Source organism: Kineococcus anabasis, from assembly GCF_054590795.1.
The window spans coordinates 358,501-383,493 of sequence record NZ_BAAIHU010000002.1 but is presented as its reverse complement, the minus strand read 5'-3'; the positions used below and the strand labels follow the sequence as shown (position 1 = coordinate 383,493).

At 76.7% G+C, this 24,993-nt stretch carries 26 protein-coding genes; 9 read left to right on the top strand and 17 right to left on the bottom strand.

All coding sequences use genetic code 11. The features are described 5' to 3' along the window. Positions 1-50: 50 nt before the first annotated feature. From ACYQBY_RS05225 to ACYQBY_RS05185, 9 genes are all read right to left on the bottom strand, one after another. Positions 51-533: a pilus assembly protein TadG-related protein gene (locus ACYQBY_RS05225; protein WP_459642767.1), complete on the bottom strand. Its 483-nt coding sequence runs from the start codon at positions 531-533 to the stop codon at positions 51-53. Further along, positions 530-970 carry a TadE/TadG family type IV pilus assembly protein gene (locus ACYQBY_RS05220; protein ID WP_459642766.1) on the bottom strand — a complete coding sequence of 147 codons (441 nt, stop codon included), beginning with the start codon at positions 968-970 and terminating at the stop codon, positions 530-532. Before ACYQBY_RS05220 ends, ACYQBY_RS05225 begins: the two co-directional genes overlap by 4 nt. Positions 971-981: 11 nt before the next feature. Further along, complete coding sequence (locus tag ACYQBY_RS05215) at positions 982-1,410, bottom strand: TadE/TadG family type IV pilus assembly protein (RefSeq protein WP_459642765.1); 429 nt, start codon at positions 1,408-1,410, stop codon at positions 982-984. Between the two features lie 5 nt (positions 1,411-1,415). Further along, positions 1,416-1,685 carry a hypothetical protein gene (locus ACYQBY_RS05210; protein WP_459642764.1) on the bottom strand — a complete coding sequence of 90 codons (270 nt, stop codon included), beginning with the start codon at positions 1,683-1,685 and terminating at the stop codon, positions 1,416-1,418. A 146-nt stretch (positions 1,686-1,831) separates the two neighbouring features. Then, positions 1,832-2,758, bottom strand: coding sequence for a type II secretion system F family protein (locus tag ACYQBY_RS05205; RefSeq protein ID WP_459642763.1), 927 nt, complete (start codon positions 2,756-2,758; stop codon positions 1,832-1,834). Then, positions 2,755-3,705, bottom strand: coding sequence for a type II secretion system F family protein (locus ACYQBY_RS05200; RefSeq protein ID WP_459642762.1), 951 nt, complete (start codon positions 3,703-3,705; stop codon positions 2,755-2,757). Before ACYQBY_RS05200 ends, ACYQBY_RS05205 begins: the two co-directional genes overlap by 4 nt. Continuing rightward, positions 3,702-5,015, bottom strand: a complete 1,314-nt coding sequence (locus ACYQBY_RS05195; RefSeq protein ID WP_459642761.1) for a CpaF family protein — start codon at positions 5,013-5,015, stop codon at positions 3,702-3,704. Before ACYQBY_RS05195 ends, ACYQBY_RS05200 begins: the two co-directional genes overlap by 4 nt. Then, positions 5,012-5,875 (bottom strand): hypothetical protein, encoded by an 864-nt coding sequence (locus ACYQBY_RS05190; RefSeq protein ID WP_459642760.1) that lies wholly within the window; start codon positions 5,873-5,875, stop codon positions 5,012-5,014. Before ACYQBY_RS05190 ends, ACYQBY_RS05195 begins: the two co-directional genes overlap by 4 nt. A 3-nt stretch (positions 5,876-5,878) precedes the next feature. Continuing rightward, entirely contained in the window at positions 5,879-6,574 is a 696-nt protein-coding gene (locus tag ACYQBY_RS05185; RefSeq protein WP_459642759.1) for an SAF domain-containing protein, read from the bottom strand. A 229-nt stretch (positions 6,575-6,803) separates the two neighbouring features. Here ACYQBY_RS05185 and ACYQBY_RS05180 point away from each other — a divergent pair, with 229 nt between their 5' ends. Genes ACYQBY_RS05180 through ACYQBY_RS05170 form a run of 3 tightly spaced genes read left to right on the top strand, consistent with a single transcriptional unit; the run spans position 6,804 to position 9,756 of the window. Then, a complete protein-coding gene (locus ACYQBY_RS05180; RefSeq protein WP_459642758.1) occupies positions 6,804-7,325 on the top strand; it encodes a SigE family RNA polymerase sigma factor in 522 nt (173 codons plus the stop codon). Continuing rightward, positions 7,322-8,668, top strand: a complete 1,347-nt coding sequence (locus tag ACYQBY_RS05175; RefSeq protein ID WP_459642757.1) for a hypothetical protein — start codon at positions 7,322-7,324, stop codon at positions 8,666-8,668. Before ACYQBY_RS05180 ends, ACYQBY_RS05175 begins: the two co-directional genes overlap by 4 nt. Beyond that, the gene (locus ACYQBY_RS05170; protein WP_459642756.1) at positions 8,665-9,756 is read left to right on the top strand and encodes an amidoligase family protein; all 1,092 of its coding nucleotides are present in this window, start codon (positions 8,665-8,667) and stop codon (positions 9,754-9,756) included. Before ACYQBY_RS05175 ends, ACYQBY_RS05170 begins: the two co-directional genes overlap by 4 nt. A 59-nt stretch (positions 9,757-9,815) precedes the next feature. Here ACYQBY_RS05170 and ACYQBY_RS05165 read toward each other — a convergent pair whose 3' ends face one another. After that, positions 9,816-10,493, bottom strand: a complete 678-nt coding sequence (locus ACYQBY_RS05165; protein WP_459642755.1) for a DUF6758 family protein — start codon at positions 10,491-10,493, stop codon at positions 9,816-9,818. Between the two features lie 82 nt (positions 10,494-10,575). Here ACYQBY_RS05165 and ACYQBY_RS05160 point away from each other — a divergent pair, with 82 nt between their 5' ends. Further along, positions 10,576-12,213, top strand: a complete 1,638-nt coding sequence (locus tag ACYQBY_RS05160; protein ID WP_459642754.1) for an aminopeptidase P family protein — start codon at positions 10,576-10,578, stop codon at positions 12,211-12,213. A 100-nt stretch (positions 12,214-12,313) separates the two neighbouring features. Here the strand turns inward: ACYQBY_RS05160 and ACYQBY_RS05155 are convergent, their stop codons facing one another. Both ACYQBY_RS05155 and ACYQBY_RS05150 read right to left on the bottom strand, forming a co-directional pair. Then, positions 12,314-13,156 (bottom strand): YflT domain-containing protein, encoded by an 843-nt coding sequence (locus tag ACYQBY_RS05155; RefSeq protein ID WP_459642753.1) that lies wholly within the window; start codon positions 13,154-13,156, stop codon positions 12,314-12,316. A 133-nt stretch (positions 13,157-13,289) separates the two neighbouring features. Next, positions 13,290-13,895: a Dps family protein gene (locus ACYQBY_RS05150; RefSeq protein WP_459642752.1), complete on the bottom strand. Its 606-nt coding sequence runs from the start codon at positions 13,893-13,895 to the stop codon at positions 13,290-13,292. Positions 13,896-13,995: 100 nt separating this feature from the next. Between ACYQBY_RS05150 and ACYQBY_RS05145 the strand changes: the two genes are divergently transcribed. From ACYQBY_RS05145 to ACYQBY_RS05130, 4 genes are all read left to right on the top strand, one after another. Then, positions 13,996-15,306 (top strand): magnesium transporter MgtE N-terminal domain-containing protein, encoded by a 1,311-nt coding sequence (locus tag ACYQBY_RS05145; protein WP_459642751.1) that lies wholly within the window; start codon positions 13,996-13,998, stop codon positions 15,304-15,306. Then, entirely contained in the window at positions 15,299-16,033 is a 735-nt protein-coding gene (locus tag ACYQBY_RS05140; RefSeq protein WP_459642750.1) for a DUF1003 domain-containing protein, read from the top strand. Before ACYQBY_RS05145 ends, ACYQBY_RS05140 begins: the two co-directional genes overlap by 8 nt. A 106-nt stretch (positions 16,034-16,139) precedes the next feature. After that, positions 16,140-17,870: a GspE/PulE family protein gene (locus ACYQBY_RS05135; protein WP_459642749.1), complete on the top strand. Its 1,731-nt coding sequence runs from the start codon at positions 16,140-16,142 to the stop codon at positions 17,868-17,870. Positions 17,871-17,953: 83 nt separating this feature from the next. Then, positions 17,954-19,090: an Mrp/NBP35 family ATP-binding protein gene (locus tag ACYQBY_RS05130; protein WP_459642748.1), complete on the top strand. Its 1,137-nt coding sequence runs from the start codon at positions 17,954-17,956 to the stop codon at positions 19,088-19,090. A gap of 70 nt (positions 19,091-19,160) precedes the next feature. On the opposite strand, the gene ACYQBY_RS05125 is transcribed toward ACYQBY_RS05130, so the two are convergent. From ACYQBY_RS05125 to sigE, 4 genes are all read right to left on the bottom strand, one after another. Then, entirely contained in the window at positions 19,161-19,565 is a 405-nt protein-coding gene (locus ACYQBY_RS05125) for a sec-independent translocase (protein WP_459642747.1), read from the bottom strand. A 9-nt stretch (positions 19,566-19,574) separates the two neighbouring features. Continuing rightward, a complete protein-coding gene (locus ACYQBY_RS05120) occupies positions 19,575-20,711 on the bottom strand; it encodes a S1C family serine protease (RefSeq protein ID WP_459642746.1) in 1,137 nt (378 codons plus the stop codon). Positions 20,712-21,177: 466 nt separating this feature from the next. Then, positions 21,178-21,750 carry a zf-HC2 domain-containing protein gene (locus ACYQBY_RS05115; RefSeq protein WP_459642745.1) on the bottom strand — a complete coding sequence of 191 codons (573 nt, stop codon included), beginning with the start codon at positions 21,748-21,750 and terminating at the stop codon, positions 21,178-21,180. Further along, positions 21,747-22,430: an RNA polymerase sigma factor SigE gene (sigE, locus tag ACYQBY_RS05110; protein WP_459642744.1), complete on the bottom strand. Its 684-nt coding sequence runs from the start codon at positions 22,428-22,430 to the stop codon at positions 21,747-21,749. Before sigE ends, ACYQBY_RS05115 begins: the two co-directional genes overlap by 4 nt. A gap of 197 nt (positions 22,431-22,627) precedes the next feature. On the opposite strand from sigE, the gene ACYQBY_RS05105 reads away from it, so the two are divergent. Beyond that, the gene (locus tag ACYQBY_RS05105; protein WP_459642743.1) at positions 22,628-23,275 is read left to right on the top strand and encodes an O-methyltransferase; all 648 of its coding nucleotides are present in this window, start codon (positions 22,628-22,630) and stop codon (positions 23,273-23,275) included. Here the strand turns inward: ACYQBY_RS05105 and ACYQBY_RS05100 are convergent. Then, positions 23,272-24,942 (bottom strand): leucyl aminopeptidase family protein, encoded by a 1,671-nt coding sequence (locus ACYQBY_RS05100; protein ID WP_459642742.1) that lies wholly within the window; start codon positions 24,940-24,942, stop codon positions 23,272-23,274. The two genes, ACYQBY_RS05105 and ACYQBY_RS05100, sit on opposite strands and share 4 nt — an antisense overlap. Positions 24,943-24,993: the final 51 nt, after the last annotated feature.

Below are 24,993 nucleotides of genomic sequence, written 5' to 3'. Positions count from 1 at the left end.
CGCTCCCCCTCTCACGTCCACCCGTCCGTCCCGCACCGCACGCCCGTTCCTCACCGGACGTCCGTGGCGTCCAGGCCCTGCCAGGGCCGCGCCTTGCCCTCGCCGCTGGCGCGCAGTTCGCGCACCCCGACGATCCCGAGCAGTCCGGCGGGTACGGCGATCTCCACGCGCGTCACCACGACGAGCCGGCGGGCGGCGTCCCCGCGCCAGGGTTCGACCCCGACGAAGCACCGCTCCGCATCCGTCAGGGGCGCACCGCCCGCCACCGCGTCGCGGCAGTAGCCGCGCACCCGCTCGGCGACGACGTCGTCGGGCAGCAGGCGCAGCTCGTCCACGGTCAGGTCCACGGCGGCCGCGCCCGCCCGGGCGGCCTCCTCCGCGTAGGCCACGGCGCGCGCGCGGGCGCCCAGCTGGCGGGCGCCGTCGAGGACGAGCCCGGCCAGCAGCAGCAGCACCATCGCCAGGACCGGGACGGCCGCCGCGATCGAGCCGGCGTCCCTGCCGGGGCCGGCGTGCCGGCGGAACCCGCTCACCGCACCTCCCGGTTCGGGTCCAGCGGGCTGGCGAACGTGCCGCGCACCGTCAGCTCCCCGGGCACCCCCGGCAGGCCGAGGTCCGCCAGCGGGTAGCGGCAGGAGGCGTTCACCGTCACGGCGCCGCCGGGCCGGAACGTCGCGATCGGCTCCACGGCCAGGGTGTCCCGGCACCGCTGGGAGGCCGTGCCCACCGCGTCGGCGAGGACCCGCTGGGCGCGCTGCTGCGCCTCCGTCAGCGACCGCGCCTGCGTGGCGGCCCGCGCGGCGTCGCGCACCCCCGCGTCGAGCGCCCCGCTGACGTCGGTGAAACGCCCGGCCGCCACGAGGAACAGCAGCATCAGCAGCAGGCCCGGCGCGAGGAAGGTGACCTCCAGGGACAGGCTGCCCGCGTCGGGGCGCGCTGCGGCCCGGCACACCAGGGCTCGGGGTGTCACGGCACGGGGCGTCACGGCACGGCCCCCTCGAACCGCTCGACCTCGCCCTGGGCGCGCTGCGTGGTGCGCAGGTCCAGACCCGGCACGAGGGAGACGACCCGCCCGGTGACGACGACCTCCACGCGGGCGTTGCCGCCGTCCTCGGGCACCACGAACCAGCGCACCGTGGCGGCCGGGGCCAGCAGCGACTCGCGGCCCACCGTCTGCGAGAACCGCAGCACCCGCTCGGTCACGAACGGCTCCAGGGCCGCCGCCTGGGCCTCCGTCCCGGCCAGGCGCAGCTGCGAGACGCCCTCGCGTGCGGCCTGCAGGGCGACGCTGCGCCCGGAGTACCACAGACCCACCTGGATGGTGGTGAACACGAGCAGCAGCAGGGCCGGGGCGACGAACGCCAGTTCCAGTGCGGCGCTGCCCTCCTCGCGCCGGGCCGCCGACCGCACGTCGGTCAGGGCCTCGCGCCGGTCGCGGCGCCGGCACCGGTGCCGCAGGCGGCCGCGCCGATCGGCTGGTTCGCGCAGGTCTGCAGCTGGGCGCTCTTGGCCTGCACGATGTTGTAGATGATCCCGCCGATCACGGAGGCGGCCACCACGACCACCGCCGCGATGATCGCGAACTCCAGCGCCGAGGCGCCGAGGTCGCGCTCCCCGCGGGCGCGCGCGGCGCGGGAACGCCGGCGGGCGGTGTGCAGCAGCCGGCCGATCAGGTGCGGGCTCATGTCGTCTCTCCTGGGTTCTCGTGCCCGCACCGTGGTGGCGCGGGCTCCGTGCGGGCGGTTCTCGTGCGGGGGGTTCCCGTGCGGAGGGCTCTCGTGCCGCCCCTCCCCGCGGGAGGCGTTGCGGGGCAGCACCTCCGGCAGGTGCCTCACGTCTGGGCCAGCAGACCGGCGGCCGCCGGGTAGGCCAGGAACAGCAGGAACGCCGAGCACAGCAGCAGCTGCGCCACGAGCATCGACTGCGAGCGCTCCCCCGCCTCGCCCTCCGACTCCGACATCTGCCGCCGGCGCATCGTCGCGGCGCGCGCGGACAGCGAGGCCCGGATCCTCGCGCCGTCGTCCGCCGCGAGGGACAGGGCGCCGGCGAGGTCCTCCAGCTCCTCCACGCCGACCTCCCGGCCCAGCTCCCCCAGGGCCTCCCAGGGGGTGGTGCCGAACAGCCGGGCGTTCGCGAGGGCCTGCCGGATCCGCACCAGCGCCCAGTGCTCGCTGACGGTCGCCGACGCCAGGAGCGCCTCGGGCAGGCCCCGGCCCCCCGCGAGGTTCATGGCGACCAGGTCCAGGAACACCCCCACCACCCGGCGCAGGTCCCGGCGGCGCCGCTCGGCCTCGGCGCGCAGCGCCAGGTCCGGCAGGAACGCACCGCCCGCGCCGAGGACCGCGGCCAGCAGCAGCGGCACCCCGCCGGGCAGGGGGACCCCGGAGGCGCGCAACCCCGCCCAGCACAGCGGCACGAGCAGGAACAGCCCGACACCGCAGACGAGCCTCGTGGCGAGGAACGTGCCGAGGGTGCGGCCCAGCACCGCGAGGTCCCGGCGGGTGCGGCGCAGCTGCCAGCCCTGCTCGGCGGCCTGGGTCTCCAGCACCTCCGCCAGGCGCGCCAGGCCACCGCGGGCGGTGGTGGTGAGGCCGCGGGCGGCCTCGGCCTCGCTGAGGGTCTCCCCGCGCATCGAGCGGCGCCCGGAGTCGAGGCGGGAGACGAGCACCGCGACCGGCGGACGCGGGCGCAGCAGCAGGCGCAGCAGGAGGTGGCAGCCGAGGCCGGCGGCGGCCCCGGCGAGGACGGCCGCGCTCACGCCGCGGCCTCCGCCACCGGCGCCCGGGTGGAGCCGACGAGGAGGCGCCCGGCGCGCACGGGCGCCGACAGCCGCCGCAGCCACCACAGGCCCACCAGCAGCAGGCCGCCCACCGCGACCAGGACGAGCTGTCCCGTGACGGTGCCGTAGGGCTCGACGTAGGGCCGGTTGAACACCGCCAGGCCGCCCATCACCGACAGCACGAGGACCAGGACGATGCGGACGCTGCGGCGGATGCTGCGCCGGGAGGCCTCCACGCGCCGGCGCATGTCGAGCTCCTCGCGGGTGGAGGTCGCCAGCGCCGTCAGCACGTCCCGCAGACCGGGGCCGCGCAGCCGGGCGTTGAGGACCAGCGCGGAGCACACGACGTCCGCGGCGGCGTCGTCGACGTCCTCGGCGAACGACATCAGCGCCTCGGGCAGCGGCTCGCGCACGCGCAGCCGGTCCACGAGCAGGTTCAGCGACGGGCGCAGCACCGGCGCGGAGGTGCCGGCGGTCGCGGGGATCGCCTGCTCCAGGCCGACGGCCCCGGCGATGGTGTCGCGCAGGGACTCCGTCCAGCTCGCCAGCGCCTCCAGCCGCGCGATGCCGCGGGTCTCGTCCGCACCGCCCCCGACGAGCCGCTCCCAGCTCGCCGCCAGCAGCCCCAGCCCCACCCCGGCCACCACCCAGCGGGTGAGCACGAGGGCGGCCAGGCCCACCAGGGCGGCGCGCACCCAGCGCCGGCGCCACGGTGTCCCGCGCCGCCGGCGCGGGGCGGGGGGCGTGGCCGCGTCGCGGGCCGGCAGGCCGGTGACGGCGAGGACCGCGGCGAACAGGCCCGCGCCGAGCACCGCCCCCGGCAGGGCCGCCAGCGCCGGGGAGGCCACCAGCGCGGCCGCCAGCGCCTCCGGCAGCAGCGCGGGCGGTGCGGCCGCGAACCCGGTGGCCGGACCCGCGCCGCTCACGCCGACCACCGCGCCACGACGGGCGCCTCGTAGCCGTGGGCGGCGAGCTCGTCGGCGCAGCTGAGCGGGGAGTGCGCGCGCGCCACCCCGTCGGCGCCGAGGGCGAACACCTCGGTGGACAGCACGCGGCCGTCGATGCCGGTGACCTCGCGGACGCTCTCCACGACGCGGCGCACCCCCGGGGAGGCGGTGGTGCGCTTGCGCAGGAACACGACGAGGTCGACGGCGCCGGCGATGAGCATGTGCGTCGCCTCCACCGGCAGGTGCTCCTCCGCCTGCAGCGCGTACGTGGCGATGCGGTTGAACACCTCCAGCGAGGAGTTCGCGTGGATGGTGGACAGCGAGCCGTCGTTGCCCTGGCTCATCGCGTTCAGCATCGTGACGATCTCGTCGCCGAGGACCTCGCCGACGAGGACGCGGCTGGGGTTCATGCGCAGCGAGCGCCGCACCAGCTCCGCCATCGTCACCGCACCGACGCCCTCGGAGTTCGCCAGCCGCTCCTCGAACGCGATGACGTTGGGGTGCAGGTCGGTGAACTGGTCGAGCCCCAGCTCCAGGGCGCGCTCGACGGTGATGAGGCGCTCGTGCGCGGGGATCTCGTTGGCCAGCGCCCGCAGCAGGGTCGTCTTCCCGGAGTTCGTGGACCCGGCGACCATGATGTTCTTGCGGGCCAGCACCGCCGCGCGCAGGAACCGCGCCAGGTCGGGGGTCATGGTGCCCCCCGCGACGAGGTCGGCCAGGCCCACGGCACCGAGGCGGGAGCGGCGGATGCTCAGCGCCGGGCGCTGGCAGACGCCCATGACGGCGGACAGGCGCGAGCCGTCGGGCAGGCGCAGGTCGAGCTGGGGGTTGGCGGAGTCGAACGGGCGGGAGGTGAGACCGACGTTCGCGGCGAGGATCTGCACGAGCTCCACGAGGTCGTCGTCGGAGTCCGCGACGGGCGGGTGGGTCTCCTCCCGCCCGTCGCCGTAGCTGACGAACACCCGGTCGCAGCCGTTGATGTCGATGTTCTCGACGTCGGGGTCCTCCAGCAGCGGCTGCAGGCGGCCCACGCCGAACAGGGCCGCGTTGACGGCCGCGGCCAGCGCCTCCTCCTGCTCCGCGCCCGGCGGGGTGCGCCCGGCCTCGATCTCACCGCGGGCGTGGTCCTCCAGCACCTGCACGACGAGGGAGCGCGCGAACTGCCGCTCGTCCTCCCCGCTCATGGGGGCGCGCCCGGCGAGGTCGTCGCGGCGCCGCTGGGCGTTGAGGCGCTCGGCGACCCGGGTGCGCAGGGCGCGGACGAGGACGTGGTCGACGGCGGCGCTCACCGCGGCACCCCCGCGGCCAGCGGCTCCCGCAGCGCGCCGCCGGGCCCGGCGGTGTCCGCGGGGGCCTCGCCGGTGCGCCGCGGGCCGGTGGCCAGGGCGGCGAGCGCGGAGACGACGGGCCGGCCCGAGCGCACCAGGAGGGTGCGCTCGGGGCGGTGCACCCCGGCGCCGTCGAAGACGGCCGCGCCCCGGGGGTCGAACGCGAGGCAGCCCAGGTCCGCGAGGCGCCCGGCGCCCTGCCCCACGGTGGCGACCGCACCGGCGAGCGCGGTGGACTCGGCGGGCGTGGCGACCGCGAGCAGCGCCAGGCGCGGTCCGGAGCCCGCCGACGGGCACAGCAGAGGGGCCAGGACGCGGAGGCGCTCGCGGGCCTGCACGGTCCCGGAGACGGTGGGGCGGAACACCAGGACGACCACGTCGGAGGCCTGCAGCAGCGGCAGGTGCGGGGAGCGGGCGTGGACGCGGCCGGCGTCGACGACGACGTCCCGGCGGGCGGCGCGACCGGGCCGGGCCAGGGCCGCGCAGGCGTCGGCCAGCACCGGCCAGGACGCGGCCGCCGCGTGGGCCTGTTCGGGGCCGGGGACCCCGCACAGCACCTCGGTGCCGCCCGCGGCGGTCTGCACCTGGCCCAGCAGCGCGTCGGGGCGCAGGCCGCGCCGTGCCCCGGCCAGCAGCTGCAGGACGCCGCGCTCGGGGTCCAGGGGCCGCCCGTCCGCGGCGGGCAGCCGCAGCGACAGGTCGCCGCCGGCGGGGTCGGCGTCGACGAGGAGCACCGGCGCGGGCCACAGCGCCGCCACGAGCGCCGCGGCGGTGGTGGCCCCCGGGGAGCCCTTGGCGGAGCAGAACGAGACCAGGGCCACGGCTCAGCCCCGCAGCAGATCGACGGCGGGCGGGGTGGACCCCGCCAGCTCGGCCAGGGCGACCTGGCCCGCGGCCGCGGCGGAGACGACCTCCCCGGAGGCGGCGGCGGGCACCAGCAGCGACACCGTGGCGTTCTCCGCCGGGCCCGCCGCGGTGGCGGCCACGACGCGGGCGGCCTCCAGGAGCACCTCGCCGGGTGCGCCGCCGAGGGTGCCGCCGGCGTCGCCCTGCACGACGAGGTAGACGCGCACGACGTCGCCGGTGGTGAGCTGCTCCGCGGGCCGCTGGGTGGGGCCGAGCACGGCGCCGACGACGACCGCGTCGGGGGGCACCACCCCACCCGCGAGGAACATCGCGCGGTGGACGAGGGTGCCGGCGGGGATGCGCGCGGTGGCGTGGGTGCCGACGAAGTTCGCCTGCGCGGCGGCGGGCACGACCCCGCCGGTGTCGGCGGCGACACGGGCCACGGAGAAGTCCTCGGCGCTGACGCGCTGCCCGGGCTCGATGGTGTCGCGGGCCACCAGGACGTCCACGCGGTCCCCGCTGCGGTGCACGACGAGGGCGCTGCCCAGGCCGCCGCCGACGACGAGGAGCGCGGCGAGGGCGGCCGTCGCCGGGCGGCGGTCGCGCACCGGTGCGGGCGGCCGGCGCAGCGCCGCGGGCGCGTCGGGCACCGGGAGGGTGGCGGAGCGGGGCATGGAACTCCTCCGGGAGCGGGATCGGGGGGTGCCCGTGCGGCCTGCGACGCCGGGGCACTCCCCGAACGTAGGCAGCGACCCCGCCCCCGTCATCGCTCTGCGTGCACGGTTGACCCGTCAGGGGGGCTCCTCCCCCCGACCGGAGCAACGCAGAGTGACAGGCACGTCCCGTCGCGATCTCCTGCCGGGGGAACTGCACGGAACGGCCCGGGCGTGCGTCTACTAGGACGTGACCTTCGAGGAATTCGCCACCGCCCGGTTGCCGGCGCTGCTGCGCTACGCCGCCGCCCTCACCGGGGACCGCGACCTGGCCCAGGACGTGGTGCAGGAGGTGATGGCCCGCGCCCACGTGCGCTGGCGCTCCGTGGCCGCCTCGGACTCCCCGGAGCACTACGTACGCCGCATGGTGCTCAACGAGTACCTGTCCTGGCGCCGGCGCTGGTCGGTGCGCAACATCACCGCCGCCTCCGAGCGCCTCACCGACCTCGGCGACGCCCGGGGCACCGGCCGCGACCACGCCGACGACCACGCCCTGCGCGAGGACCTGTGGAACCGGCTGGCGACCCTGCCCCGCAAGCAGCGCGCCGTGCTCGTCCTGCGCTACTACGAGGGCTGCTCGGACGAGGAGATCGCCGATCTCCTCCAGTGCGCCCCCGCGACAGTCCGGAGCCACGCCTCCCGCGCCCTCAAGGCGCTGCGCGTCGACTCCGAGCCCCTTGCCCGCCTCACCACCGTGGGAGAAGCGCGATGACCTCCACCGCCGACGACCTGCGCCGCGCGTTCACCGCGGCCGAGGAACTGGCCCCCGACACCACCTCGGTGCTCGCCGGGATCGAGCGCACCGTGGTGCGCCACCGCCGGCGCCGCCGCCTCGCCCGCGCCGCCGGGGGCGCGACCCTCGCCGCGGGCGTGGGCGCCGCGTTCCTGCTCAGCACGAACGGCGCGTTCGGCACCGACCGGCAGCGGGTCCAGCCGGCCATCACCTCGGCGCCCGCTCCGGTCCCCACCGCGTACGACCAGCGCGCCGTCGACGCCTTCTTCGCCGAGGGGTACACCTACGCCGACGCCCTCAAGCTCGCCGAGCTGTGGAACAGCGCGGACGCCGCCGAGGCGAAGTCCGTCGGGGGGCAGAAGCTGCTGCGCGGCATGGCGCTGCCCGTGGCGCCGGGCAGCACCCCGGAGGACTACGGCCAGACCCCGGACCAGAAGGCGATGAACGCGTTCTGGGACAGCGGGTACGACTACGACGACGCGGTGGCGCTGCAGGAGCTGTGGCAGTTGCCGCAGCCCGTCGACGCGAAGGTGAAGGCCGGCGGCGTCCTGCTGGCGGGCGGAACCCTGCCGGACGTCGCGCAGCCCGCCGCGCCCGGTTCCGACCCGGGCGACGGGTCCACCGACCCGGCGGTCGGGCGGGCGATCGACGCCTTCTTCGACGAGGGCTACACCTCCGCCGACGCGCACCACCTGGCCGCGCTGTGGGTGGGTGAGGTGCCGTCCCGTGCCGGCAACCTCCTCTCCGACGTGAAGGTGGCGGCCGGCGAGAAGCTGCTGGCGGACACCGCGCTGCCGGTCCGGCCGGGCCGGCCGGAGGACGCCGAGGGCCTGCCGGCCGGTGCGCTGCAGGCGTGGGCGGAGAGCGAGCACACCTACGACGACGCCGTCGCGCTCGACGAGGCGTGGAACGTCGGGTACGTGCCGTCGGTGAAGGCGATCGCCGGGCTCAAGCTCCTCGCCGGGGTGGATCTGCCCGTGGAACCCGGCAGCAGCCCCGCGGCACCCGTGGACGACCAGCGGGCTCTGGACGCCTTCTTCGAGAAGGGGTACGACTGGGACGACGCCGTGGAGCTGGCGGCGTTGTGGAACCTCCAGGACCCCTCCGACGCCAAGGTCAAGGCCGGCCGGATGATCCTCGACGGGGCCACCCCGCCCGTCCCGCCGGGCGGTGCCCCCGCCGGTTCGGCGCCGTACCTCGAGGGCGACCCCACCCCCGAGGAGCTCGGCCAGGTGCCCGCCCCCCTCCTGGAGGGCGACCCGACCCCGGAGGAGCTCGGCGAGGTGCCCGGCACCGGGACCCCCGCGCCGGGGAAGAGGTGACCCAGCCCACGGCGGCCGGTGCGCTCGTGCTGGACGGTTCCGTCCTGCACGAGCGCACCGGTGTGGAGCTGGAGCTGCTCGCGCCGCGCGGCGCGAGCCGGGAGACCCTCGCCGGGGAGCTCGCCCGGCGCTGCGGCGGGACGTACACCCCCGTCTTCCACGCCGACGCCGAGCCCTCGCTCGTGCCCGGCATGGGCCACTTCCTGCACCTGACGAAGGGTTTCGCCGTCCACCGGCGCGGCGGGGAACCCCTGTGCACCCTCGTCGACGACATCACGATCCGCGCCGACCTGGAACCGCGGACCCCGCCGGTGCCCGGCTGGTACCGCGTCCTGTCCGACGACGCCCGGCTGCTGCGCCTCGTCGAGCACCTGGCGGACCCGGCCGTGGGTCTCGCGCACGTCCTGGACCCGGTCGCCGCCGCGTTCGGGGTGGACGTCGAGGTGCACGGGCCCGTCCGCCGGCTCAACGACTCCGCCGGCGCCACCGTCGCCCTCGCCGCCCCCCTGCCGGGCGAGCGCGAGCGGCCCTGCGAGATCGTCACCCCGCCGCTGGTGGGGAACCACCTCGCGGCGCTGGAGGAACTGCTGGAACCCGCGCGGGAGCTGGGTTTCACGGTGCCGCACGAGGCCGCCGTCCACCTGCACCTCGACGGCTCCCCCTACCGGGACGTGAGCGCGTTCTGCAACGTGGTCCGCCTGTTCGCGCACTGGCGCGGACCGCTGCGGCGGGTGCTCGCCACGAACCCCGCCTGCACGCGCCTGCAGCCCCTGCCGACCGCGCTCGTGGAGCTCGTGGAGCGGCCCTGGGCCGGACGCGGCGGCTGGCCGGCGCTGCGGGAGGCCGCGCGGGCCACGGGGCTGACGAAGTTCTTCGACGTGAACCTCACCAAGGTCCTGGCGGAGGACCCCGACCGCGACACCCTGGAGGTGCGCATCCTGCCGGGCAGCCTGTCCGGGGCGGAGGTCGTGCGCCGCGCCGCGCTCGTGGAGGCGCTGCTGCGCCGCTGCCGCTCCGCGGCGCCCTTGCCGCGGCCGCGCGGCACCGGCGCCGCGGCCGACGCGGAACTGCTCGCCCTGGCGGGCTGAGGCGAGGGCCGCCGCACCCGCCGTCGCGACCGGCGCGGCGGGGCGCCACCGGCCCCGGCCTAGGAGGCCTGCGGCTCCCGCTGCTCCCAGCGCAGGTGCGGGGACATCGCCCCGCACGGCACGTCCAGCGTGTGGCCGGGGTCGCGGGCGTCGACGAGGTGGACACCGAGGTCCAGCAGGGCGCTGGCCGAGGCCGGCCACAGCACGACCCACAGCCACACCCCGCCGGCCTCGCCGAGGAACACCGCGCGGTCGCCGGGGTGGCCGTCGACCTCCCACAGCGGCGCGCACACGCCGGCGGCGTGCAGCTTCGCCACCGGCGGGCCGCTCAGCAGCCCGTCACCGGGGTCGAGGTCGGCGCGCCCGGCCAGGTGCGCGCCCAGCCCGACGCCGGGCACCTCCGAGACCAGCAGGGCGTCGGCCACCGGCTGGTGGGAGTCCACCGTGCGCAGCGGGTTCGGGCCGCTGACCGACATGGCCACCGCCTGGGCCCGGTCGCTCTTGCCGTCGCGGGCGCAGCGCACGCCCGTGGCCAGCCAGCCGTCCGGGAGGGGCCACGGCAGCCAGATGGGGACGTCGGAGCACCCGGCCAGCCACTCCAGGTGCTCGGTGTCCGCGGCGTGGGCCGGATGCAGGGGGACCACGTCACCGTGGACGGCGCAGGACCACGAGCTGCGCCAGATGCTCGGTGGACGCAGGACGGCGTCACACCTCGGGCAGGTTGCCTGACCGCTCATGCTCCACCGTCCTACGGCTCCTGCGGAACCGTCAACACCAGCGGTGATCGATCTGTGACCTGGACGGCGCGCAGGGGGCCGGATGGGCGAGACTGGAGCCGTGAGCGACGCACCCGCCAGCGAGGTCCCCGCCAGCGAGGGACTGCCCCCCGAGGTCGCCCCCGCCTCCTCCGGCGCGGCACCGGGCCGGGACGGGGAGCCGGAGGCGAAGAGCCACCGCTCCGTGCCCCGTTCCGCGGCCTTCCGCCGCTTCATCGCCTCCGGCTGGGGACCGCCCCCGGCCGGCCCCACCGGGGCGGAGCCCGCCGCCGCCCACGCCGCCTCCCGCCGCGCCGTGCTGTCCGGGTTCTTCCCCGGGGAGGTGCTGCTGGTGCCCGCGGGCGGGCTGTCGGTGCGCTCCAACGACACGGACTACCGCTACCGGCCGCACTCGGCCTTCGCGCACCTGACGGGGCTCGGCACCGACCGCGAGCCCGACGCGGTGCTGGTCCTCGCCCCGGGCGCCGACGGGCACCGGCCGGTGCTGTACCTGCGCCCGCAGGGCGAGCGCAGCAGCGAGGAGTTCTTCGCCGACGCCCGCTACGGGGAGCTGTGGGTGGGACCGCGCCCCACGCTCGCGCAGATGGGCACCGCCACCGGCGTGGAGTGCCGCGACACCGCGACCCTGGAGGCCGACCTGGCCGCCTGGCTCGCCGAGCCCGCCGCCAAGGGCCTGCGGGTGGTGCGGGACGCCGACGCCCGCACCACCGCCCTGGCCGACCGCCTGCGCGCCGGGGGCGGCCCGGACGGCGCCGAGGCACCCGCCGAGGTTCTCGCCCAGGCCCGCGCGCAGGCCCTGGTGGAGGCCGACTCGGAACTGGCCGTGGCGCTCTCGGAACTCAGGCTGGTCAAGGACGAGTGGGAGATCGGGCAGGTGCGCCTGGCCGTCGGGGCCAGCGTCCGCGGTTTCGAGGAGGTCGTGCGCCGCCTGCCGGCCGCCACGGCGCACCCGCGCGGGGAGCGCGTCGTGGAGGCCGCCTTCGACGGCACCGCCCGCACCGAGGGCAACGGCGTGGGCTACGAGACGATCTCCGCCGCCGGGGAGCACGCCTGCACCCTGCACTGGATCCGCAACGACGGGCCCGTGCGCGAGGGCGACCTGCTCCTGCTCGACGCGGGGGTGGAGGTCGACTCCCTCTACACCGCCGACATCACCCGCACCCTGCCCGTCACCGGCCGGTTCACCCCGGCCCAGCGCAAGGTGTACCAGGCGGTGCTGGACGCCGCGGACGCCGCGTTCGCCGAGGCCCGCCCCGGCCGCAGGTTCCGCGACGTCCACGAGGCCGCCATGCGCGTCGTCGCCGCCCGTCTGGCCGAGTGGGGGCTGCTGCCCGTCAGCGCCGAGGAGTCCCTCGACCCCGAGGGCCAGTACCACCGGCGGTGGATGGCGCACGGCACCAGCCACCACCTCGGCCTCGACGTCCACGACTGCGCCCAGGCCCGGCGGGAGATGTACCTGGACGCGGAACTGCGCCCCGGCATGGTGTTCACCATCGAGCCGGGTCTGTACTTCAAGGCCGACGACCTGCTGGCCCCCGAGGAGCTGCGGGGGATCGGGGTGCGCATCGAGGACGACGTCCTCGTCACCGCCGACGGGTGCGAGAACCTCAGCGCGGCCCTGCCGCGCGAGCCCGACGCCGTGGAGCGGTGGATGGCCGCGCTGTGGAGCGGCCGCGCCTGACACCCGCTCCGGCGCATCCCCGGGAGCACCACCGGGAACGCGCCCGGACGCGCACCGGGGACCGGCCCGCGCGGGCCGGTCCCCGGTGCGGCGCAACGGCTCAGCCGCCGGCGGTGCGCTCCCGCTCCTCCTGCTCGCGGCGCTCGCGCTCCTGCTGCTCGCGGCGCTCGCGGCGCTGCCGCTCGATCTGCTCGGAGTACGTCGGGCCCGTGGGCACCGGCGCCGGCGCGTCCTCCCCGGCTCCCTGCCCGGCCACCTGCCCGGGCACGTGGCCCGGCGGCGGCGGGGGCGCCGAGGCGGGGTCCACGCCCGTGCCCGGCAGCGGCGGGGGCCCGTACCGGCCGGGGGCCGGCGGCCACGGCGCCGGGGAGGAACCCGAGGGCCCCTGCCCGCCCGGCCCCACGCCCCACGGCCCGCCCGGGCGCTGGTGCGCGGGGACCTGGTGCACACCGCGCCCGCGCCCGCCGGGCAGCCGGTCCAGGACTTCCACCGCCTGGCCCACCAGCGCCGGCGCGCACAGCACCGTGTACTCCCCCGCCACGATCTGGCTGGCGGAGGTGAAGTCCCGCCGCCCGCCGGTCAGGGCGAAGGAGATGACGCCGAACAGCATCCCGAAACCGGCACCGATGAAGAGGCTCGTCAGCAGGCTCGGCACCCCGCCGTTGCCGAACACCGACAGCAGCACCCCGACGAACAACCCGAACCACGCGCCGGACGCGGCGCCCGCACCCGCGGCCCGCGCGTACGTCAGGCGCCCGGTGACGCGCTCCACCATCTGCAGGTTCGTCCCCACGATGGTGACGTTCTGCACGGGGAACTGCTCGTCCGAGAGGAAGTCGACGGCGCGCTGCGCCTCCTCGTAGGTGGCGTACCTGCCGATCGGCTCGCCCTGCGGCGGCGTCGGCAGCGTCGGGCGCGAACCCATCGGGCTGAAGCTGGACATCTCCCCATCCTCCTCGATCCCGCGCCCGCGGCGGCCACCGGCACGGCGGCCGCCGTCCGCGGTCCCGCCCCGTCCAACGAGGCGGGAGCGCCGGTGGTGCCCGCCGGCCGCGCCGGGCGCGGCCGGCGGGACCTCAGGCGGCGCTGCCGGCGGAGTCCACGGCCGCGTCCACCGCGGCCGTGGCCTCCTTCTCCGTGTGCGCCCCCGCCGACGTCAGCTGCCCGCCCGCCGTCTCCAGGTGCGCCCGCACGAACCAGTGGTACTGCTCCAGCTGCCCCACCTGGCCGGTCAGCAGGTCCTCCGTGACCCCGTCCAGCTCCTCGGTCTCCTCGATCGCCGAGCGGTAGTCCTCGATGACGCCCGTGTACACCAGGTTCAGCGCCGCGAGGTGCTCGATGGCACCGGCGCGGCCGATGGAGTAGTCGTCCCAGTCGCGGTCGGCCACGACCGCGCCGGGCGTGCCGACCGGGGCGACCCCGAGCGTCGCGATGCGCTCGGCCACCTCGTCGGCGAACTGCCGCGCCGTGTCCACCTGGGGGTCGAGCATCTCGTGCACCGCGATGAAGTGCGGGCCCACGACGTTCCAGTGCACGTGCTTCAGGGTCAGGTGCAGGTCGGTCAGGGCGGTCAGCCGGTTCTGCAGGATCGCCGCGACGCGCAGCCCCTGCTCCGGGGTCAGCCCGGGGACGGTGTAAGCGGGCACGCCCGCTGCGGTCGTGATGTCGCTCGCCTTGGCCATGCCCACACCGTAGGAGCGCCCCGGCGAGGCCGCAGTCCGAGATCGCCGCGACCCCGCTCCCCGGCCACCGGTGCCCGTGCGCCGCACTAGCCTGACGTCCATGACTGGTGCGCCGTCCCGGGTGTTCGTGGCGCGGCTCGCGGGCACCGCCGTGTTCGACCCGCAGGGCGACCCCGTCGGCCGCGTGCGCGACGTCGTCGCCACCGTGCGCCCCGGCAAGCAGCCCGTGCGCGTCATCGGCCTCGTCCTGGAGGTCCCCGGCCGGCGGCGGGTCTTCGTGCCCATGACGCGGGTGACGAGCATGGACGCCGGGCAGGTCATCACCACCGGCCTGGTCAACATGCGCCGCTTCGAGCAGCGGCCCACCGAGACGCTGCTGCTGGCGGAGATGCTGGACCGCACGGTCACCCTCGCCGACGGCAGCGGGCAGGCCACCATCGAGGACCTCGCCATCGAGCCCGCGCGCCTGCGCGAGTGGCGCCTGACGAAGCTCTTCGTGCGCCGCGGCGTGCACACCCGCGGCCTCACCGGGCGCCTGCGCCGGCGCGGGGAGACGGTCGTCGTGGACGTCGACGCCGTCGTGGGGCTGGCCTCCCCCTCCGCCGACCAGGGCGCCACCAACCTCCTCGCCGCCTTCGACGAGCTCAAGGCCGCCGACCTCGCCGACGTCATCCACGAGCTGACCGCCAAGCGCCGCAAGGAGGTCGCCGCCGCCCTCGACGACGAGCGGCTCGCCGACGTCCTGGAGGAGCTGCCCGAGGACGACCAGGTGGAGATCCTCTCCCACCTCGGCGGTGACCGCGCCGCCCACGTCCTGGAGGCGATGCAGCCCGACGACGCCGCGGACCTGCTCTCGGAGCTGCCGCCGGAGCAGGCCGAGCGGCTGCTGCAGCTGATGGAGCCCGACGACGCCGACCCGGTGCGCCGCCTGCTCGCCTACGACGAGCGCACCGCGGGCGGGCTCATGACCACCGACCCGGTGCTGCTGGGCCCGGAGGCCACGATCGCCGAGGCGCTGGCGCACCTGCGCCGCCAGGAGCTCTCGCCCACGCTGGCGGCGGCCGTGTTCGTGTGCCGCCCGCCGCTGGAGACCCCGACGGGGAAGTTCCTCGGCATGGCCCACATCCAGCGCCTGCTGCGCGAGGCCCCGCACATCGCCGTGGGCAAGGTCCTCGACAAGGACATCGAGCCCCTCGCGCCGGAGGACACCCTGCAGCAGGTCACCCGGCACCTGGCCACGTACAACCTCGTCTCCGTCCCCGTGGTGGACGACGCCGGGCACCTGCTCGGCGCGGTCACCGTCGACGACGTGCTCGACCACCTGCTCCCGGACGACTGGCGGGAGGACGACGACGAGCAGGAGCTGCGCACCGAGCGCCGCAGGGTGGCCCGGGAGGTGCGCCGTGGCTGAGCGCGGCACCTGGGCCGACCGGCGCCCCGCGGTGGGCCTGGACACCCCGCAGGAGGCGCGGCGGCCGTGGTTCTCCCGCCCCAGCGTGGACCCCGAGACCTTCGGCCGGGTCTCGGAGAAGTTCGCGCGGTTCATGGGCACGGCGCGCTTCCTCGTCTACATGACGGCCTTCGTCCTCGCGTACGTGGCGTGGAACTCGCTGGCACCGGAGCGGATGCGGTTCGACCCGTACTCCTTCACGTTCCTCACCCTGGTGCTGTCCCTGCAGGCCTCCTACGCGGCGCCGCTGATCCTGCTGGCGCAGAACCGGCAGACGGACCGGGACCGGGTCATCTCCGAGCAGGACCGCGCCCGTGACGAGCGGGGCCTGGCCGACACCGAGTACCTGACCCGGGAGGTGGCGGCGCTGCGGATCGCGCTGCGGGACGTGGCCACCCGGGACTTCGTGCGCGCGGAGCTGCGCGCGGTGCTGGAGGAGCTGCGCGACGACGAGGACTCCCCCACCACCAAGCGCAAGGGCAAGGGCAAGGGCGGGCAGGGCAAGGGCGGCGCCGACAGGCCCGGCCCCGACAGGACGGCCCCCGGCAGGACGTCCCTCGTGAAGGGCGAGCCGGTCAAGGACGGCCCGGTCGAGGACGGCCCCGACGGCGGTGGCGCGCAGAAGGCGGAACGCCCCCGCAAGGGGCGCGCCGGTGAGGGCGCGGGGACCACCGGGGACGGGGCCTGAGCGACGTCCCCGCCGTGCCGGGGGCGATCCCGCCGCCGGGGGTCGCCCGCACGGTTCGTCACCCGGAAGGCTCAACCCGGGAGCCGCGGCTGCCGACAACGGACCCGTGACGACGCTCGAGACGCCCTCCTCCCCGGCCCCGGCCGCCCCCTCCCGGCGCCGGCTCGGCGACGTGCTCGTGGAGAAGGGCCTCGTGCTGCCGGAGGACCTCGACCTGGCCCTCACCGAGCAGCGCAACGGCACCGGCCCGCGCCGCCGCCTCGGGCAGATCCTCGTCTCCCTCGGCCTGGTCAGCGAGGCCGAGCTGGCCCAGTGCCTCGCCGAGCTGCTCGGCCTGGAGAGCGTCGACCTCTCCCGCATGGTCCCGGCGCCCGACGTGGTGCGGCTCCTGCCCCGCGCGGTCGCCGAGCGCACCTGCGTGCTCGTCCTGGACAAGACGGCCGACTTCCTCCTCGTGGCGGCCGCCGACCCGACGAACGTCCTGGCCCTGGACGACGTCAAGCTCTACACCCGCACGCCCGAGCTGCAGGTCGTCGTCGGCATGGAGAGCCAGATCCGCGACCACATCGGCCGCGCCTGGTCCCTCTCGGCGGACTCCTCCCAGGTCAGCGCCATGGTCGAGGACGTCTCCCACGACGAGGAGCAGGACAGCTCCCACCAGCACGCCGGCGACGACGACGCCCCCATCGTCAAGCTCGTCAACCGCATCCTGTCCGACGCGGTGCGCCTGCGGACCTCCGACATCCACCTGGAGGTCCAGCGCGACGCCCTGCGCGTCCGCTTCCGCGTCGACGGCATGCTGCGGGACGTCATGCAGGCCCCCAAGCGCGTCGCGTCGTCCGTCATCAGCCGCGTCAAGATCATCTCGGGGCTGGACATCTCCGAGCGCCGCATCCCCCAGGACGGCCGCACCCGCATCAGCGTCGACGGCGCGCAGATCGACTGCCGCGTCTCGACCCTGCCGTCCCTGCACGGCGAGAAGATCGTCATCCGCCTGCTCACCCGCGGCGACGCGGTGCCCGCGCTGGACTCCCTCGGCTTCGAGCCCGAGCAGCTCGCGACGTTCGAGCGGGCGCTGTCCGTGCCGCAGGGCCTGGTCCTCATCACCGGCCCCACCGGCTCCGGCAAGACGAACACCCTCTACGCGGCGATCAACGCGACGATGACCCCGGACAAGAACATCGTCACGCTGGAGGACCCCGTCGAGGTCCAGCTGCCCGGCATCACGCAGGTGCAGGTGCACGCCAAGGTCGGCATGACGTTCGCGGCCGGGCTGCGCTCGATCCTGCGCCAGGACCCCGACATCGTCCTCATCGGTGAGGTCCGCGACACCGAGACCGCCGAGCTGGCGTTGAAGGCCTCCCTCACCGGTCACCTGGTGCTGACGACCCTGCACACCAACTCCGCCCCCGCGGCCCTGACGCGCCTCATCGACATGGGCGCCGCGCCGTTCCTCGTCGCCTCCTCCCTCACCGCGGCCATCGCGCAGCGCCTCGTGCGCAAGCCCTGCGACTCCTGCGCGGAGGGCTACATCCCGGACGAGCAGACGCTGGGCCTGCTGGGCCTGGGCATCGAGGACATCCTCGACGCCACCCCGCTGAAGGGCACCGGCTGCCCCGAGTGCGGCGGCAGCGGCTACCGCGGCCGCACCGCCGTCTACGAGGTCCTCGACGTCGACAACGACATGCGCACCGTGCTGATGCGCGAGCCGTCGGAGACCGCCGTCCTGGAGCAGGCCCGCCGCGCGGGCATGAAGTCCCTGCGCGACTCGGCCCTCATCAAGGCGATGCGCGGGGAGACCACCTTCGAGGAGGTCGTCCGCGTCACCGCGGGCTGACGCTCCCCACCGACGCTCCCCGCCCGGCGCCGCGCCGCCCGCACCCGGCGGGCGGGGGGCGCGTCCCGACGTAGCCTTGCGCCATGGCTGCTCCCACCGTCGACGCCGTGCGCGAGGCGCTCGCGTCCGTGCAGGACCCCGAGCTGCACCGGCCCGTCACCGACCTCGGCATGGTCGGGGACGTCCGCGTCGGCGACGCCGGCGCCGTGGCGGTGCACATCCTCCTCACCACGGCCGGCTGCCCCCTGCGCCAGACCCTGTCGCGGGACGTCACGGCGGCGGTGTCGCGGGTGGAGGGCGTGGCGGCCGTGGAGGTCACCTTCGGCGTCATGAGCACCGAGCAGCGCCAGGCGCTCACCGTGAAGCTGCGCGGCACCACCGGCGCCGCCCCGACCATCCCGTTCAACGCTCCGGGTTCCCTGACGCGGGTCCTCGCGGTCACCTCCGGCAAGGGCGGCGTCGGCAAGTCCAGCGTGACCGTGAACCTCGCCGCGGCGATGGCCGCCGACGGGCTGTCCGTGGGTGTCCTCGACGCCGACGTGCACGGCTTCTCGGTGCCGCACCTGCTCGGCGTGGCGGGGCGCCCCACGAAGGTCGACACCATGATCCTGCCGCCGGCCGCGCACGGCATCAAGGTCATCTCGATCGGCATGTTCGTCGACGGCAACCAGCCGGTGACGTGGCGCGGGCCCATGCTGCACCGGGCGCTGCAGCAGTTCCTCGCTGAGGTGTGGTGGGGCGACCTGGACGTGCTCCTGCTGGACCTGCCCCCCGGCACCGGCGACATGGCCATCAGCGTCGCCCAGCTCCTGCCCTCCGCCGAGGTCCTCGTCGTCACCACCCCCCAGCAGGCCGCCGCGGACGTCGCCGAGCGGGCCGGGGCGATGGCCGAGCAGACCCGTCAGCGCGTCGTGGGCGTGGTGGAGAACATGTCCTGGATGACGCTGCCCGACGGCTCGCGCCTGGAGGTCTTCGGCTCCGGCGGCGGGGCCGCGGTGTCGGCGTCGCTGGGCCGGCGCCTCGGTGCGGACGTGCCGCTGCTCGGGCAGGTGCCCCTGGACGTGGCGCTGCGCGAGGGCGGGGACGCCGGCACGCCCGTGGTGATGTCCTCCCCGGGCTCCCCCGCGGCGGTGGCGCTGCGGGAGGTGGCCCGCCGGCTGGTGCGCTCCCGCGCCGACCTGTCCGGACGCCGCCTCAACCTGTCCGTCGCCGGGTCCTGAGGCACCGCCCGGCCGCGGCCGGGGGTTCAGGGCCCGGGAACCCAGGCCCCGGGAACCCAGGCCCCTGGGCTCAGGTGGCGTCCTCGTCCCACGGCGTCGCCTGCTCGCCGGTGTCCCGGCGGGAGGTGTTCTTGTTCAGCGAGATGCCCGACCCCGAGGGGGCCGGCGCGGCGCTGGAGCCGGTGGCGGGCCGGCGGGCGGGCTCGTCCTCGTCGTCGTCCCACACGTCGGTCAGGGCGTCCCGCACGATCCGGCGCGGGTCGTACTGGCGGGGGTCCAGCTTGCGCCAGTCGATGTCATCGAACTCCGGGCCCAGCTCCTCGCGCATCTGCTCCTGCGCGCCCTTGGCGAACCGGCGTGCCTGCCGCACGAGGCGGCCGAGCTGCTCGGCGTAGTGGGGCAGCCGCTCGGGACCCAGGATGACGAGGGCCACGAGGAGGAGGACGACGAGCTCGCCGCCGTTGATGCCGAACACCGTCGCAGACTAGCTGTCGGGATCCAGGACCACGGCCCGCTCCTGCTCCGTGCCCCCCCGCCGGACCAGCAGCCGCACCGTGTCCCCGGGCTCGCGGGAGCGGATCGCCACGATCAGCTCCTCCGGGGTGGTCACCGGCCGCCCGTCGACGGCGAGCACGACGTCGCCCTCGCGCAGGCCCGCGCGGTCCGCCGGGCCACCGGGCGCCACGGCGGGGGCGTCCCCGTCGCCGCCCACGCGGACCCCCTCGCCCTCCCAGGCGACGTCGAGGGAGGCACGGATCACCGGGTGGACGGCACGGCCCTCGGTGATGAGCTGCAGCGCCGTGCGGCGGGCCTGCTCGCTCGGGATCGCGAAACCGAGGCCGATGCTGCCGCCGACCGCCTCGGCGCCCGGGGGCTGCGCGATGGCGCTGTTCACCCCGACCACCTCCCCGCGGTCGTTGAGCAGCGGCCCGCCGGAGTTGCCGGGGTTGATGGCCGCGTCGGTCTGGATGGCGTTGAGGAAGGACTGCTCCTCCTGCGAGGCGCCCGCGGAGACCGGGCGGTCGACGGCGGAGACGATGCCCTCCGTCACCGTGCCCGCCAGGCCCAGCGGGGAGCCCACGGCGACGACGCGGTCCCCGACGACCACGGACTCGGAGTCACCCAGGGGCAGCGGCGCCAGCCCGGCGCGCTCCACGGCCAGCACCGCGAGGTCGTAGGAGGGGTCCGCGCCGACGACGCGCGCCACGGCCTCCACCCCGTCGGAGAACACGACGCGCACGTCGTCGCGCCCGGCGCCCGCCACGACGTGGCTGTTCGTGACGAGGAACGCCTGGTCCGGCCCCTGGACGGAGAAGACGAAGCCCGAGCCGGTGCCCCGCCCCTCCTCGGTCCGCACCTGGATGTCCACCACCGCGGGCAGGGCGGCGCGGGCGATGGAGGCGACGGAGCCGGCGGTCCGCTCGGTGGACCCGGACGGCGCCGGTGGCACGGTGAAGCCGGGGTGGCGCCGCGGCTGCGGCTCGTCCACGCGGTCCTGCAGCGCGCCACCCACGGCGCCCCCGAGGACGGACAGCGCCAGCACACCCGTGCCGGCGGCCAGCAGCCGGGCGGTGCGGGCGCGGGTGGACGTCCCGGCGCCGCGACCCGGCGCGGGTGGCACAGGTGGCAGCCCGTCTCCCGCCGGTCCACCGGGCGGGAGGGTGCCGGGCGGGAGGGTGCCGGGCGGGAGGGTGCCGGGCGGGGGCTGCCCGGGTCCCGGCTCACCGGGTGGGGGCCCCGCGGGCAGCCCGGCGGGTGCACCGGGCGCGCGCTGCCACGACGGGGGCAGCGGCGGGTCCGTGAGCCCGTCGTGCTCGGCCGGCGGAGCGGGAGGCCTGAACGGGTCGGGCTGCGCGGAGGGGTCCCGGTACGCGAACGGGTCCGGCCCGGCAGGGTCCTGCACCGGCGCGGACCCGTCCGGCGGGAAGCGCCCGGCCGCGTCGGTCGGGTCGGTCGCGCCACCACCCGGACCGCCCGGGTTGTGCCACCCAGCGGAGCGCGGCCTGCCGGGACCGGCTGCACCGCCGTCCACCGGCGCGGGGTCCGCCCCCGCCCGATCCGTCGTCACCGACCCGACGTCCCCTCCGTCACCGGCCCCGCCCGTCCTGCGACGCACCCGGCTCCTGCGCGTCCGGGGACGCGGAGACCGGCTGCGTCACGGCGGGCGAGGAGTTCCACCACGTCAGCTGCGCCAGCGGCAGCGCCGGCGTCTCGTCCAGGCTCGACAGCAGCACCGCCCCCGCCAGGCCCGCCCCCACGAGGGAGAACGCGCTCACCAGCACGGCGGCCAGCGGGCGGCGCACCACGCGGCGGCGCCTGTCCCGCGCGGGCCGGCCCGCGGGACGGCGCGAGGCGTCGGCCATGCGGGGCGGCGCCACCGGGGGACGCTGGGACCCGCCCGGCATGGGCCGCTCGCGCGGGCGCAGCGGCCCGACGGGACCACCGAGGCCCCGCAGGCGCAGCAGCAGGTCCTCCGAGGGCTCCGGACCGGCCAGCGACCGCAACCTCGCCTTGACGAGGCGCTCGGTCTCGACGGCGTCGGCGCACTCCGGGCAGGAGCGCACGTGGGCCTCGGCGCGCGCCGCGGCGTCCGCCCGGAGCCTGCCGTCCACCAGCGCGCTCACGCGCGCGCCGAGGTGCGGACCCGAGACGCCCTTCACCACGCTTCCTCCACGACCGCGGCGGCCGGCCGCCGGGGGGCGCGGTGCGCCAGGACCTGGCGCAGCTGCGCGCGGCCGCGGTGGATGCGCGAGCGCACCGTCCCCAGCTTCACCCCCAGCGTCGCCGAGATCTCCTCGTAGCTCAGCCCCTCGATGTCGCACAGGACCACCGCGGCGCGGAACTCCGGCGCCAGGGAGTCCAGGGCCGCCTGCACGTCGTCGTCGAGGTTGCGGTGCTCGTAGGCGCGCTCGGGCCCGATGTCCGTGCTCGGCAGCCGCTCGGAGGAGTCCTCCCCGAGGGCGTCGAAGCGGATGCGCTGCTTGCGGCGCACCTGGTCCAGGAAGAGGTTCGTCGTGATGCGGTGCAGCCAGCCCTCGAACGTCCCCGGCGCGTAGCTGGAGAGGGAGCGGAACACCCGGACGAAGACCTCCTGCGTGAGGTCCTCGGCGTCGTGCTGGTTGCCCGTGAGGCGGTAGGCGAGGCGGTACACGCGCGCTGAGTGGTCGCGCACGACCTCGTCCCAGGTCGGGGGCACCCACGCCGCCTCGGGGGCCACGACGTCCGCCGCCGCGGGGGCAGCGCTCGTCGCGGACCGGTCCTCCTGACCGCGTTCGCGCACCGCTCGCCTCCTGGGGACCGCGGGGAAGGGCACCGCGAAGGGCACCGCCAACGAACCCATGGTGTCGTACGTCCTCTCGCCCGACGAACCGGGACCGGTGGGCACCGGCTCCGGATCTGGACAACGCACCCTGGGAACCCCAGGTTCCCCCTGCTGCCTGGGAGGTCCCTGTGAGCGGGCCGTGAGCGCGCTCGGAGCCGGGCGGCGGCGCATCGCTCGGCTGACCGCCCCGTCGCTCAACGACTAGGGTGCGCAACGTGGTGTCACAGAGCAGCGCCAAGCAGCCCGCGAGCTGGGTGTACGCCGAGGGTTTCGTCCCCGAGGACGAGGTGCTGCAGCGCGCCCGGGCCCGCGCCGACGTGCTGGGCTGCACCCCCGTCCAGCCCGGGGTGGGGGCCGTGCTGAGCGTCCTGGCCGCCGCCGTCCGGCCCCGCACGGCCGTGGAGATCGGCACCGGCACGGGCGTGTCCACCGTCTACCTGCTGCGCGGGATGCCCGAGGACGGCGTCCTGACCACCATCGACATCGAGGTGGAGCACCAGCGGGCCGCCAAGGAGGCCCTCGCCGAGGAGGGCGTGCGCAGCGGCCGCACCAGGATGATCGCCGGCCGCGCCCTGGAGGTGCTGCCGCGCCTGACCGACGGCGCCTACGACCTCGTGCTCGTCGACGCCGACAAGACCGAGTACGCCGCGTACCTGGAGCAGGCCCTGCGGCTGCTGCGCCCCGGGGGGCTGCTCGCCGTGGACAACGCCCTGTGGAAGGGACGCGTCGCCGACCCCGCCCAGCGCGACGCGCAGACCGTCGCGATCCGCGCCATGGCACAGGCCGTCCTGGAGGACGAGCGCCTGCAGCCGGCGCTGGTGCCCAGCGGGGACGGGCTGCTGCTGGCCGTCAAGCGCGGCTAGTCCCCGGCGCCGGTCCCCGCGGCCGGCAGGTCACCGCCGCGCGGCCCCGGCTTGCGCGGCGGGGTGCGCCGCGGGGTGCGGCGGGCGGGCGGGACGGCCGCGTCCAGCAGCCAGTCCAGCAGCAGCCGCGCCCCGAAACCCGTGGCCCCGCGGCTCACCTCGTGCTCGGCGGAGTCCGCCCGCGCGGGCCCGGCGACGTCCAGGTGCGCCCAGCGGCGCCCCGCCGTGAACGCGCGCAGGAACAGCGCCGCGACGATCGCCCCGCCCCCGGCGTCCGGGTCGGCCGTGACCTGCCGGACGTCCGCGATCTCCGAGCGCACCAGCGGCGCGTAGTCCTCCACCAGCGGCAGGCGCCACAGCCGCTCCCCGCTGGTGCCGGCCGCGGCCAGCAGCCCGGCGGCGAGGTCCTCGTCGTCGGTGAAGAGGGCACCGTGCCGCTTGCCCAGGCCCAGGCTCGCCGCGCCCGTCAGCGTCGCGACGTCCACCACGACGTCCGGCTCGAGGGTCGCGTCCGCCCAGGCGAGGGCGTCGGCGAGGACCATGCGGCCCTCGGCGTCGGTGTTGGCGACCTCGCTGGTGCGCCCGCCGTAGTGCGTCACCACGTCACCGGGACGGTACGAGGAGGCCCCCAGGGAGTTCTCCGCCAGCGGCAGCAGCGCCGTCACGCGCGCCCGCACCCCCAGCGCCGGGCAGGCGCCGACCGCGGCGAGCACGGCCGCGGCCCCGGCCATGTCGGTCTTCATCGGCACCATCGACTCCCGCGGCTTCAGCGACAGCCCGCCGGAGTCGAACGTGATGCCCTTGCCGACGAGGACGACGTGCGGGGCCGTGCGCGAACCGGCCCCCCGCGGCCGGTACGCCACGCGGACCAGGCACGGCGGTGAGGAGGAACCGCCGCCGACGGCCAGCAGCCCGCCGAAGCCCTCGGCGCGCAGGCGCCGCTCGTCCAGCACCTCGATCTCCAGGCCGCGGGTGGCGGCGACCTCGCGGGCCTCCTCCGCGAGCCAGGCGGGGTCCTTGAGGTTGGAGGGGGTGGCGGCCAGGTCCCGGGCCAGCAGGGTCGCGCCGGCCCGCGCCAGGGCGTGCTGCACGTCGGCGTCCGCCACCTCGCCCAGCAGGAGCAGGCGGCGCGTGCGGGCGGGCTCCTCGGCGACCTTCAGGCCCGCCCTGGGCGGGGTGTGCGCCGCCAGCAGGAAACCCTCGACCACGGCGCGCACCCCCTCGGGCCCGGCGCCGTCGGCGAGGGTGGTCGCGACGTCGTCCTCGGCCCGCACGGCACGCGCGAGCGCGGCCGCGGCGCGGCGCAGGTCGGCGGGCGCGGACTCCCCGACCCCCACGGCGTAGAGCGCGCGGGGGGAGCCCTCCGGTGCCTGCACCGGCAGGCGGACCACCTGGCCGGCCGCTCCGCTCACGCGCTCGGCCGCACAGGCCTCCTCGAAGCGCAGGCCGTAGCGCAGCGCGGCGTCGGCCGCACCGGGGCGCGGCTGCACGCCGGGCCCGTCGGCGCTCCCCGCCCCGCCCGCGTCCCCGGGCGGGGCCGGGGCCACCGGGACCGCCAGGACGGCGACCCCGGCCAGGTCGGCCTCCGGCAGGGACGTGCGCACGGCCTCGACGGACGGCGGGGTCCAGCGGCGCACCTGCGGAGGGGCTGCCTTGGCGATGGGCACGGGAGGTCTCCAGCCGGTCGGGGGCGTGCGGGCGCGCTCAGGTGGTGCGGG

Excerpts from the sequence above, each read along its gene's own strand:
- ACYQBY_RS05150 (WP_459642752.1), bottom strand. The coding sequence starts at position 13,895 with ATGGCCAAGGCGAGCGACATCACGACCGCAGCGGGCGTGCCCGCTTAC.
- sigE (WP_459642744.1), bottom strand. The coding sequence starts at position 22,430 with ATGGGTTCGTTGGCGGTGCCCTTCGCGGTGCCCTTCCCCGCGGTCCCC.
- ACYQBY_RS05165 (WP_459642755.1), bottom strand. The coding sequence starts at position 10,493 with ATGAGCGGTCAGGCAACCTGCCCGAGGTGTGACGCCGTCCTGCGTCCA.
- ACYQBY_RS05210 (WP_459642764.1), bottom strand. The coding sequence starts at position 1,685 with ATGAGCCCGCACCTGATCGGCCGGCTGCTGCACACCGCCCGCCGGCGT.
- ACYQBY_RS05130 (WP_459642748.1), top strand. The coding sequence starts at position 17,954 with ATGGCTGCTCCCACCGTCGACGCCGTGCGCGAGGCGCTCGCGTCCGTG.
- ACYQBY_RS05185 (WP_459642759.1), bottom strand. The coding sequence starts at position 6,574 with ATGCCCCGCTCCGCCACCCTCCCGGTGCCCGACGCGCCCGCGGCGCTG.
- ACYQBY_RS05160 (WP_459642754.1), top strand. The coding sequence starts at position 10,576 with ATGGGCGAGACTGGAGCCGTGAGCGACGCACCCGCCAGCGAGGTCCCC.
- ACYQBY_RS05145 (WP_459642751.1), top strand. The coding sequence starts at position 13,996 with ATGACTGGTGCGCCGTCCCGGGTGTTCGTGGCGCGGCTCGCGGGCACC.
- ACYQBY_RS05175 (WP_459642757.1), top strand. The coding sequence starts at position 7,322 with ATGACCTCCACCGCCGACGACCTGCGCCGCGCGTTCACCGCGGCCGAG.
- ACYQBY_RS05155 (WP_459642753.1), bottom strand. The coding sequence starts at position 13,156 with ATGTCCAGCTTCAGCCCGATGGGTTCGCGCCCGACGCTGCCGACGCCG.